An 11333-nucleotide genomic window follows, 5' to 3' on the forward strand; every position below is an offset into this window, starting at 1 on the left:
GGGCTACTTTTTCCGCTCGCGTTCGCGGCGGAGGCGCTCATATTCCTTCCTCTTATCTTCGACGCCGGGGCCGGTCTTCATATCCCGGCTGCGTCCCGGCCAGCAGTCGCCGACGCTTACACAGCAATCGGCAACATCGAGCGCATCGCCACACCGGGCGTCGCAGCCATGGCAGTTCACGTCCGGCAGGTCGCAGCTACCGGCCTGTGGATGCATGCGGGGATTGTGCAGCCGGAGTTGGGTGCCGCACGCCTGTAACCGGCGATGCAGCAATGCGAGGCCCTTGCGGGTGCCATGGCGCGCGATCGCTCTATACCCATAACCGGAGCATCCCTGGCCACCTTTGTATACCCGATGGGCGCAGGAATAGCCTTTGTAAGACGAGATAAAGCGCTGGTATAAGCTGATTGCCCACAGCAGCAATCCCTTCATTGGCACTCCGTTATATTGAGGAGGCTATATCATATCGTATAGGGGCTACATTCCCACCTGCTTATAGGCCGGGCTGCCTCGGCGGGATATGATCGATTGTTCAAGATAGGACAACTGCGATGACCACCACTCTCCCTGAACTGAACTCCTGCGACCTGGCTGCTTTTGTTAACCGCCTGCGCGGCATTTATGAGCACTCGCCATGGATTCCCGAACGGGCGGCGGCGCAGCGGCCCTTTACGTCGTTGGCCGCGCTGAAGCAGGCCTTGCAAAGCGTGGTCACCGGCGCATCCGAAGCCGAGCAGCTCGGCCTGATCCGCGCCCACCCGGAATTGGCCGGCAAGGCCGCCATCGCCGGCCAACTGACCGCCGAATCGACCGGCGAACAGGCCAAGTCTGGCCTGAACCTGTGCAGCGCGGAGGAATTTGCTACCCTGCACAAGCTGAACGCCGACTACAACGCCAAGTTCGGCTTCCCCTTCATCCTCGCCGTCAAAGGTCCGACGGGACAGGGCCTGACGCGTGAAGCCGTCATCTCCACCTTTGCGCGCCGCCTGAAGAACCAGAAGGCTGACGAAATGGCGGAGTGCCTGCGCCAGATTCACCGTATCGCCGAAATCCGACTGAACGACCTGCTCGGAGTGAATCTGGAGTTCGGCCCGCAAATCATGCAATGGTCTGAAGAGCTGGCGCAGTGGAGCGACGACGAAGGCGCCCTCACCTGCGCTTACATGACCGACGCCCACCGCGCCATCGCAACACAACTGGCCACCTGGATGCGCGAGGCCGGCATGCAGGTCGAGATCGATGCTGTCGGCAACGTGGTCGGCCGCTACCTGTCCGACGTGCCGGGCGCGAAGACCATCCTCACCGGTTCGCATTACGACACCGTGCGCAACGGCGGCAAATACGATGGCCGCCTCGGCATCCTGCTGCCGATCGCCGTTGTACGCCACCTGCATGCCAAGGGCGAAAAGCTGCCGTTCAATTTCGAAGTGATCGGCTTTGCGGAAGAAGAAGGCGTGCGTTTCCGCAGCACCTTCCTGGGCAGTAATGCCGTCACCGGAAAATTCGATATGTCCCTGCTGGATGCAGTGGACGCCGATGGCATCAAGATGCGCGACGCGCTGGCCGCCGCCGGCCATGATGCCGCCGCTATTCCATCCATCGCTCGGCGACGCGAAGATATCGCCGCTTACGTCGAGGTCCACATCGAGCAAGGTCCAGTATTGCTGCAGCGTGGCCTGCCGGTCGGCGTGGTCACTGCCATAGCGGGCAGTTCGCGCTTCCTGGTTGAGCTGCAAGGCGTCGCCAGCCACGCTGGCACCACGCCGATGCATATGCGAAAAGATGCCGCCGCAGCGGCGGCCGAAGTCGTTCTACTGGTCGAGCAGCGTTGTGCGCATGGCGAAGCATTGGTCGGCACCGTCGGTCAGCTTCAGGTACCAGGCGGCTCCGTCAACGTCATTCCGGGCGCATGCAAACTGTCGCTCGACATTCGCGCTGCCGACGACGCGGTGCGCGAGGCAGCCGTGCGCGACGTACTGGATGGACTGGCGGCAATTTGCGCCCGCCGCAACATCGAGTTCAAGGTGGAGAAGATCGTTGAAGCCAACGCGGCACCATGCGCACCATGGCTGATGCAGCAGTTGGGCGATGCAGTCCAGCGCAGCGGCCTGCCGCGCTTCGACCTGCTATCCGGCGCCGGCCACGATGCAATGGCGATTGCCGCCCTGACCGACGTCTGCATGCTGTTCACACGCTGCGGGAATGGTGGCATCAGCCACAACCCACTGGAGACCATGACCGCCGACGACGCAGAAGTCGCAACCACGGTGCTGCTGGACTTCCTGCGCAATTTCGTTAGCGGCGCTTCGATAACTCGCTGATATCGGCCGGGCTGATATCGACTTCGCCGCCACTGTTCGCGGCGGAGATGATTTTTGCCGCGATCATATCGTTGGCGGGAGCGAGGATGCTGAAGTGGGACTTGTTCGCCACTTCCATGAAGCGGATAGCCTTGTTCTTGTTCTTAAGGCGCATGTCCTGCAGGTCTTGCACATTGCCGCCGATGGCGCCTTCCAGCACGAACAACGGGCTGCGGACCGAGTCCATCCACAGGATCGGTGCGCGGCGCGTCACTTCCTGCATGTCCTTGATGTCGTAGTAGTTGTAGTCCTCGCCGTAGTAATGCGCCGAAGCTACCGGTCCGAACGCAAAGCTGCCCCGGAATCGCCGGGTGCTTTCCGCGACCAGCATTACAAGAGTACCGCCGGTGCTATGCCCGCCCAGGTAGATGCGTTGAGGATCAACATACGGCAGGCTGGCCAGGTAATCCGCGGCAGCGATCACGTCATCCACTTCGCCGTAGAAGCCTTCGCGCCGGCCTGGATTGTCGTTCCCGCCGCGCAGGCTCGGCAACATCAGCACCAGTCCCGGCTTGCGGTATGCGGCTGCGCTCTGGTCGTTCTCGCGCGGCTTTGGTGCCCACATCTGTTCCAGGGAGCTGCTGTCACCCCCGGTGATCCATATGATGGCCGGGTATTTGCCGTTCCCCTGCGGTTTCGGGGTGACATAAGCTGCTAAAGCGCCAGCCGGCGACTTGTAATGCACACGCTCAAAGACGCCTGCCGGTGGCGCGGGGATGGCCGGGTACTTCTCGCCTTTACGAATGATCTTGGTAGTGAAACCGGCGCGCGCCTGGACCAAAGCCGATTCGGGCGAAGACTGCGCCATCGCATTGGACGCCAGGTGCATCAGGCACACAGCCGGCAAAGCCAGGATGAGTTGTTTGAATTTCATGAAATAGCGGATTCTATCGCCTTCAACGAAGTTGTGACAGGATCTCTTCGTTATGCTGGCCGACGGCGGGAATCGCATTCGGGGCCGCCGGTGCAGGCGTACCGGAGAAACGCGGCGCGGCGTTCGCTTGCAATATTCCTGCAGTCGCATAGGTACCACGGGCTTGCAAATGCGGATGCCGGGCAGCCTCGGACGGCGCCAGCACTGGCGCAAAACAGGCATCCGTTCCTTCCAGCAGCGCACACCAATCATCGCGCGTACGCATTGCAAACAACTCCGCAAATGCAGCCCGTTGCAGCGGCCACTGGCCCGCAGCATGCTGGGCCGCGAAACGCCGGTCTTCGGCCAGTCCGAGTTTTTCCAACAGCAGCTTGTAGAATTTGCCTTCCAATGCTCCTACCGTAATGTCGCGTCCATCCTTGCAGCGATAGGTGTTGAACCAGTGCGGGCCATCGAGTACCGATGTACCGCGCGGCTCGCGCATCAAGCCAGCCGCCGACAAGTCGAGCAGCAGGTTCATCATGTGGGCAGAACCGTCAACGATGGCGGCGTCGATCACCTGTCCCTTGCCGCCGCCGCGTGCGTGCAAGATGGCGGAAACGAGTCCCAACGCAAGATACAACGCACCGCCGCCAAGGTCGCCCACCAGCGTTGGTGGCGTTACCGGCGGCACGTCGCCCGCCCCGGCGTAATGCAGCGCGCCGGAGAGCGCGATGTAGTTGTTGTCATGCCCTGCCGCTTGCGCCAGCGGGCCTTCCTGGCCCCAGCCGGTCATGCGACCGTAAGCCAGGCGCGGATTGCGCGCCAGGCATACTTCCGGCCCAAGACCAAGGCGCTCCATTGCGCCGGGCCGCATGCCTTCGATCAAGCCATCGGCATCCTCGATCAGCTGCAGCACCGTGTCGATGGCGCCGGGTTCCTTCAGGTCCAGCGCCAGCGAGCGCTTGCCCCGGCGCAGGATGCCGGCGCTCGGAATCTCCGCCGGCCCGGGGCGCTCGACCACGATCACTTCCGCGCCCAGGTCCGCCAGCAGCATGCCGCAAAACGGTCCCGGGCCGATGCCCGCAATCTCGATGATCCTGACTCCGGACAGCACACCCATCTCAACGCTCCGTGTAGTAAGTAGCTCCGGTAGCAGCCATTGCTTTCAACTGCGCAGGCGGCATGAAACGGTCGCCGTGCACGGCTGCCAGTCGTTCGCACTGCGCCACAAAGACCGCCGGGCCGGCATTGTCGACCATGCTCAATGGACCGCCGCGGAATGGTGGGAAGCCCCAAGCGAGGATAGCACCGACGTCCGCGTCACGCACGCAACGCAGCACGCCCTCGTCCATGCAGCGCGCGGTTTCCACGGCCTGCACCACAGTCAGGCGTTCCACCACAGCGCTGACGTCGGGCTGCACTGCGGCCCGCGGGAACAACTCCGCCAGGCCGCTCCACAGCGACTTCTTGCCACCCTCCGGATAGTCGTAAAAGCCCTTGCCGGCCTTCTTGCCGATGCGGCCCAGTTCCACCATGCGCGCCGCAACTTCGTGGCCTGGGCGCCCCTTGTATGCGTCGCCCAGGTCAACGCGGGTCTGGCGATCGATCTTCCAGATCAATTCGGATGACACTTCATCGGTCAGCGCGAGCGGGCCGACCGGCATGCCGGCCTGCAGGCCGGCGTTTTCGATCAGCGCGGGCGCTACACCTTCGGCCAGCAGCGCCAGGCCCTCCAACACATAGGTCGAGAACACCCGGCTCGTATAGAACCCGCGCGAATCGTTAACCACAATCGGCGTCATGCCCAATGCGCGCACCAGGTCCATCGAACGCGCCAGCGTGGCATCGGAGGTCTCTTTGCCGACGATGATTTCGACGATAGCCATGCGGTCCACAGGCGAGAAGAAATGCAGGCCGATGAAGTTGGCCGGGCGCGCGCTCGCTTCCGCCAGGCCGCTGATCGGCAAGGTGGAAGTATTCGACGCGAAAATCGCATCGGCGCCCAGAACAGCCTCCGCACGGCGCGTCACGTCAGCCTTGATGCCGCGATCTTCAAACACCGCTTCCACCACAAGGTCAGCCCCGGCCAGCAGCGCGAAGTCGGTCGTCGCGGTAATACGCGCCAGCAACGCTTCCGCTTTTTCGGCGGAGACCTGGCCACGTTGCTGCTGCTTGGCGAGCAGCGCTGCCGAATACGCTTTGCCTTTCTCAGCTGCTTCCTGCGCAGTATCGACCAGCACCACTTCGATGCCCGCCTTGGCTGCGACATAAGCAATGCCGGCCCCCATCATGCCTGCCCCCAGCACGCCAATCTTGCTGTACTTTTGCTGCGGCACGTCTTTCGGACGCGAGGCCAGCTTGTTTGCCTCATTCATGCTGAAGAACAGCGTGCGGATCATATTCTTCGCTTCCGGCGACAACACCGTTTGCACGAAGTAGCGAGCTTCCGTCATCAAGCCGGTGTCGAGGTCCGTGATCAGGCCTTCGTACACGCAGGACAGGATATTGCGCGGCGCAGGATAGTTGCCATAGGTCTTGGCCCGCAGCATGGCGTTGGCGGCCATGAAGACCTGCTGAACTGCCGGTGAGGACACAGCTCCGCCAGGAATCTTGAATCCCTTCGCGTCCCATGGTTGCTGCACACCACCCGCAGCAATCGCGCTCTCCAGCCATGCACGTGCCGCCGCCACTTCTCCGCCGGCCGCAACCACTTCATTCAGGATGCCCAACTCGCGCGCCGCGCCGGCAGTCAGGCGCTTGCCCTCCAACAGCAGCGGCAACGACTTCTGGATGCCGACCAGGCGCGGCAAGCGCTGCGTGCCGCCACCGCCCGGCAGCAGGCCAAGCGTCACTTCCGGCAACCCGAAACGCGCTTTCGGGTTATCCGCCGCCACGCGGTAATGTCCGCACAGCGCCACTTCCAGGCCACCACCCAGCGTCGTGCCAGGCAGCGCCATGGCGACCGGCTTGCCGCAGGTTTCCAGCCTGCGCAGCGCGCGATCCAGGCGCACCACGCGCTCGAACAACATCTCGGCGGTCTTGGCGGACAGCAGCCATTCCAGGTCGCCGCCAGCGATGAAGTCTGGCTTGGCGGACGTCATCAATATGCCCTTTACCGCGGCATCGACAACTACGCGCTCCACCAATTCGCACAACGCAACGCAGCTTTCCTCATTCAGCACATTCTGGCTGCGGCCCGGCATATTCCAGCTCAGGGTGGCAATGCCATGCGAATCCAGGCTGTAATCAATCATTGTCTGTCTCCCTTAAATGCGCTCGATGATGGTGGCTGTGCCCATGCCCGCGCCGACGCACAGCGTGGCAAGGCCGGTCTGCAGGTTGCGGCGTTCCAGCTCGTCCAGCAGGGTGCCGAGGATCATGGCGCCGGTCGCGCCCAGCGGGTGGCCCATGGCGATGGCGCCACCATTCACGTTCATTTTCTCGTGCGGCACATTCATCATTTCCATGAAACGCAGCACCACGGAAGCAAAGGCTTCGTTCAGTTCATACAGGTCGATGTCAGACGCATTCATGCCAGCGCGCTTCAATGCTTTTTCCGCGGCGTAGCTTGGGCCCGTCAGCATGATGGATGGTTCGCTGCCGATGGATGCAAAGGAGCGGATACGGGCACGCGGTTTCAGGCCAGCGCGCTCGCCTGCTTCCCGGGTACCGATCAGCACCGCCGCCGCGCCGTCCACGATGCCGGAGCTGTTGCCGGCATGATGCACGTGCTGCATTTGCTCGATCTGCGGATAGCGCTGTGTGATGACGGAGTCGAAGCCGAAGTTGGCGCCCATCTCGGCGAACGAGGCCTTCAGCGCGCCAAGCGATTCAACGGTAGCTTCCGGGCGCACCAGTTCATCGCGCGCCAGCATGGTCAAGCCATTGCGGTCCATCACGGGCACGACCGAACGAGCGAAGCGGCCCTCTTGCCATGCGCGGTGGGCACGTTGCTGCGACTCGACGGCATACGCATCGACATCGCGGCGGCTGTAGCCCCAGATAGTGGCAATCGCATCCGCAGAAATCCCTTGCGGAACAAAGTAGGAGTCGAAGGCGCTTTGCGGATCGACCGGCCATGCGCCGCCCGAAGAACCCATTGGTACACGCGACATCGCTTCGACGCCGCCGCCGACCACCATGTCGGACTGGCCGGACATCACCTGGGCCGCAGCCATATTGCAGGCCTCCAGGCCCGAAGCGCAGAAGCGGTTGATCTGCACGCCTGCTACTGATTCGGCGTAGCCGGACGCCAGCGCCGCCACACGGCCGATACAGGCGCCCTGCTCACCAACCGGCTCCACGCAGCCCAACACCACGTCGTCGATGATCGCGCTGTCGAAATTGTTGCGGCTGACCAGCGCACGTAGCGCAGTCTCCGCCAAACGCAGCGGGGTTACGCCGTGCAGCGAACCGTCCTTCTTGCCCTTGCCGCGCGGCGTGCGCACGGCATCAAAGATATAAGCTTCCAAGCTGGTCTCCTTTACAGCGTGCGGCTGATCAGTTCTTTCATGATCTCATTGGTGCCGCCATACACGCGCTGCACGCGTGCGTCGGCCCAGGCGCGGGTGATCGGGTATTCCCACATATAACCATAGCCGCCGTGAAGCTGCACGCACTTGTCCAGCACGCGGAACTGCATCTCGGTGGTCCAGTATTTCGCCATCGACGCCGTCGCGGCATCCAGCTTGTCTTCAATCAGCAGTTCCATGCAGCGGTCCACGAACACGCGGCACATCTGCACCTCGGTCTTGATCTCGGCCAGCGTGTGGGCGATGGTCTGGAACTCCGCAATCGGGCGCTTGAAGGCCTTGCGGTCACGCGTGTATTGCACGGTCCATTCAAGGCCCGATTCGGCAGCTTGCACGGCCATGATCGCGATCTGCATGCGCTCCCACGGCAGTTCCTGCATCAGGTACTTGAACCCCATGCCCTCTTCGCCCAGCAAGTTTTTCGCCGGTACGCGCACGTTCTCGAAGAACAGCTCGGAAGTATCCTGCGCCTTCATGCCGGCCTTCTTCAGGCGCTTGCCTTTGCTGAAGCCTTGCATCGTGGTGTCGACCACGAACAGGCTGATGCCCTTGGCACCGGCCGTTGGATCGGTCTTGGCGACCACGATCACGCAGTCGGCATTCCAGCCGTTGGTGATGAAAGTCTTGGAGCCATTCATGATGTAGTGGTCGCCGTCACGGATAGCAGTGGTCGCAACGCCTTGCAGGTCGGAGCCGGTGCCTGGTTCGGTCATCGCAATCGCGCCAATCATTTCGCCGGTGGCCAGCTTGGGAATGTAGTGCGATTTCAGGTACTCGCTGCCATAGTGCAGGATGTACGGGGCCACGATTTCCGAGTGCAGCATGAATCCCGGGCCGGAAGCGCCGACGCGCGCCTGCTCCTCGATCAACACCATGCTGTAGCGGCGGTCCACGCCTACGCCGCCGTACTGCTCCGGCATGGTAGGGCACAGGAAGCCTGCGGCGCCGGCCTTCAGCCAGGCATCGCGGTCCACGTAGCCCTGCTCTTCCCATCGCTCGTGGTGCGGTGCGATCTCAGTTTCCATGAAGCGGCGCGCGGATTCGCGCAGCATCTCGTGTTCTTCGTTGAATAGGGTGCGAGGAATCATCAGGCAAGGTCTCCGTTGATGTTATAGGTCAGTTGACCGAAATAGTATCGGTCAGTTGACCTATTTGTCAATCGACGGGATAATTCGTGCTCTATGAAGAAAAAGTCAGACACGCCCCTGCAGGCAAAGGAATCGAACACCACCACCAAAGGGTTTGAGCGCGCCAGTGCGATCCTGGAGGCAGCACGGTTGTTGTTGGCGCACGACGGTTATGCGGCACTTGCCATGCGCGGCGTGGCGCAACAAGTGGGCGTGAGCCTGTCGACAGTGCAGCACTATTACCCGAGCCGCGATGCCCTGATCGAAGCGCTGCTGGAACAGACGTTCGCCCGCTACCAGGCGGGCATCGACGAACGCGTCGCCGCCGCCGGCTCTGGCCCGCGAGTGGAGTTATTCGAGTCGATCATCGATTACTTCCTGGCCGACCTGCGTGACCAGGTGTCGAGTGGCCTGTTCTTCGAGATTGCCGCCTTGGCCAACCGCCATCCGGTCGCCACCAAGCTGTTCGACACCATGATGACCCGCGCCCGCAGGACGCTGCGCAACCTGATCCACGAGATCGACCCGGCCTTGTCGATGCAGCAGTGCGAGATTCGCGGCACGCTGATCGTGGCGCAGATGCTGGGCACCATGCTGTTCATCTCCGAAACCCGCCCCCAGCATAAAGAGCTGGAAGACCTGGCCCACGAAGCCACTGTCGCCATCACGCGCATCGCCTTTGGACGCTAGTTAGCTCCCACAGGAAGCAAATGGCTTTGACTTCTGAATTTTCAGGTCCAGCCACTCTTCGGCCTCGGCGCGGATACTTCGACGTTAAGCCTTAAGAGAAAGCACCAGAGCGCCTCCAGCGATCATGCCGATGCCGCACCACGATTGCAGCGACGGGCGTTCGCCGAGGAAAACGACTGCGAAGATGGCCACCAGCACGACACTGAGTTTATCCACCGGTGCGACGCTCGATGCATCACCCAGTTGCAACGCGCGGAAATAACATACCCAGGAGGCGCCGGTCGCCAGCGCGGAGAGCGTGAGGAACAGCAGGGTGCGACCGGGCAGCTCGCGTGGGTCGCTCCACTTGCCGGTCAGGCCGACAAAGGCCGCCAGCACGAAAACAATGATGACGGTTCGTACCAGCGTCGCCAGATCGGAATCCACATCGCGGATGCCGATCTTGGCGAAGACGGCCGTCAGTGCGGCAAAAGCGGCCGACAACAACGCCCAGTAAAGCCAGCCGTGCGGCGCGCTCACACTAAGCTCACACGGCGCCAGCTCGTTCCAGCATGGCGTGCAGCAGCACATTGCACCCGGCTTCCAGGTGTTCCTTCTTGGCGTCTTCGATTTCGTTGTGGCTGATGCCGTCCTTGCAGGGGACGAAGATCATGCCTGCGGGGGCGACGCGGGCGGCGTAGATGGCGTCGTGGCCGGCGCCTGAGACCACGTCCATCGTGGAGTAGCCCAGCTTCCCCGTCGCCTTGCGAACTGCGCCAACGCAGTCGGGATGGAACGGGCATGGCGGGTAATAAGAGACGCGCTCGATCTTCACCGGCAGGCCGGTTTCGGCGGAAGTCTTGTCGATGAAGGCCAGCATGTCTTCATGCATCTTGTTCAGCAGCTCGTCGTTCACATTGCGCAGGTCGATGCTGAACTTGACCTCGCCGGGAATCACGTTGCGGCTGTTGGGGAAGACCTGCATCATGCCAACCGTGCCGCGTCCATACGGCGGGTAGCGGTTGGCGATGGCGACGACTTCGGGAATGATCTGGGCCGCGACCTGCATCGCGTCTTTGCGCAAGTGCATCGGGGTCGGGCCGGCGTGGGCTTCCATCCCGGTCACGGTGCAGTCGTACCAGGAAAGGCCCATCACGGCAGGCACTACTCCGATCACCTTGTCGGCATCCTCCAGCACGGGGCCCTGCTCGATGTGCGTTTCGAAGTAGGCACCGATCGGGTGCTGGCCGGGCACTTCATCACCTTTATAGCCGATGCGTTCCAGCTCCTCGCCCACCGTCTTGCCCTCGGTGTCCTTGGCGGCGTAGGCATGCTCCAGCGTGAAGGCGCCGCAGAAAACACCGGAGCCCATCATCACCGGCACAAAACGCGAGCCTTCTTCGTTGGTCCAGAACGCGACTTCGATTGGCGCGCGCGTCTTGACGCCCTTGTCATTCAGGGTGCGAACGACTTCCAGCCCTGCCAGCACACCATAGTTGCCATCGAACTTGCCGCCTGTTGGCTGCGTGTCGATATGGCTGCCGGTCATGATGGGCGGCAGCGTGTTGTCTTCGCCGTCGCGGCGCATGAAGACATTGCCGATCTGGTCGACCGTGATCGACAATCCAGCATCGCGCGCCCAACCTGTCACCAGGTCGCGGCCCTGTTTGTCGAGGTCCGTCAGGGTCAGGCGTTTGACCCCACCTTTCGGGGTCGCGCCAATTTTGGCCAGCTCCATCAGCGAGTCCCACAGGCGGTCGCTGTTAATGCGTAGATCGCTCATACTGCA

The 11333-nt window shown here is 62.3% G+C and carries 10 protein-coding genes; 2 read left to right on the forward strand and 8 right to left on the reverse strand.

The genetic code is table 11. The features are described from left to right. Positions 1 to 3 precede the first annotated feature (3 nt). A complete protein-coding gene (gene yidD, locus ACQ4MM_RS03600; protein WP_431476087.1) occupies positions 4 to 432 on the reverse strand; it encodes a membrane protein insertion efficiency factor YidD in 429 nt (142 codons plus the stop codon). Between the two features lie 119 nt (positions 433 to 551). On the opposite strand from yidD, the gene ACQ4MM_RS03605 reads away from it, so the two are divergent. After that, positions 552 to 2321: an allantoate amidohydrolase gene (locus ACQ4MM_RS03605; RefSeq protein ID WP_431476088.1), complete on the forward strand. Its 1770-nt coding sequence runs from the start codon at positions 552 to 554 to the stop codon at positions 2319 to 2321. Here ACQ4MM_RS03605 and ACQ4MM_RS03610 read toward each other — a convergent pair. From ACQ4MM_RS03610 to ACQ4MM_RS03630, 5 genes are read right to left on the reverse strand one after another with little or no spacing between them, the layout of a single operon-like run. Then, entirely contained in the window at positions 2296 to 3234 is a 939-nt protein-coding gene (locus tag ACQ4MM_RS03610; RefSeq protein WP_431476089.1) for an alpha/beta hydrolase family protein, read from the reverse strand. The genes ACQ4MM_RS03605 and ACQ4MM_RS03610 overlap by 26 nt on opposite strands. Positions 3235 to 3256: 22 nt before the next feature. Next, positions 3257 to 4336, reverse strand: a complete 1080-nt coding sequence (locus tag ACQ4MM_RS03615; protein ID WP_431476090.1) for a CaiB/BaiF CoA transferase family protein — start codon at positions 4334 to 4336, stop codon at positions 3257 to 3259. Position 4337: 1 nt separating this feature from the next. Beyond that, positions 4338 to 6470 (reverse strand): 3-hydroxyacyl-CoA dehydrogenase NAD-binding domain-containing protein, encoded by a 2133-nt coding sequence (locus tag ACQ4MM_RS03620; protein ID WP_431476091.1) that lies wholly within the window; start codon positions 6468 to 6470, stop codon positions 4338 to 4340. 12 nt (positions 6471 to 6482) lie between these two features. Then, positions 6483 to 7688 (reverse strand): acetyl-CoA C-acetyltransferase, encoded by a 1206-nt coding sequence (locus tag ACQ4MM_RS03625; protein WP_431476092.1) that lies wholly within the window; start codon positions 7686 to 7688, stop codon positions 6483 to 6485. A gap of 11 nt (positions 7689 to 7699) precedes the next feature. Next, a complete protein-coding gene (locus ACQ4MM_RS03630) occupies positions 7700 to 8836 on the reverse strand; it encodes an acyl-CoA dehydrogenase family protein (RefSeq protein WP_431476093.1) in 1137 nt (378 codons plus the stop codon). A gap of 93 nt (positions 8837 to 8929) precedes the next feature. Between ACQ4MM_RS03630 and ACQ4MM_RS03635 the strand changes: the two genes are divergently transcribed. Beyond that, positions 8930 to 9565 carry a TetR/AcrR family transcriptional regulator gene (locus ACQ4MM_RS03635; protein WP_431476094.1) on the forward strand — a complete coding sequence of 212 codons (636 nt, stop codon included), beginning with the start codon at positions 8930 to 8932 and terminating at the stop codon, positions 9563 to 9565. Positions 9566 to 9649: 84 nt separating this feature from the next. Here ACQ4MM_RS03635 and ACQ4MM_RS03640 read toward each other — a convergent pair whose 3' ends face one another. After that, a complete protein-coding gene (locus ACQ4MM_RS03640) occupies positions 9650 to 10084 on the reverse strand; it encodes an EamA family transporter (RefSeq protein WP_431476095.1) in 435 nt (144 codons plus the stop codon). A 7-nt stretch (positions 10085 to 10091) separates the two neighbouring features. Further along, positions 10092 to 11327, reverse strand: a complete 1236-nt coding sequence (locus ACQ4MM_RS03645) for a Zn-dependent hydrolase (protein ID WP_431476096.1) — start codon at positions 11325 to 11327, stop codon at positions 10092 to 10094. Between the last annotated feature and the right edge of the window lie 6 nt (positions 11328 to 11333).

The sequence above is a fragment of the Massilia eburnea genome (genome assembly GCF_050709955.1).
Classification (GTDB): domain Bacteria; phylum Pseudomonadota; class Gammaproteobacteria; order Burkholderiales; family Burkholderiaceae_D; genus Rugamonas; species Rugamonas eburnea_A.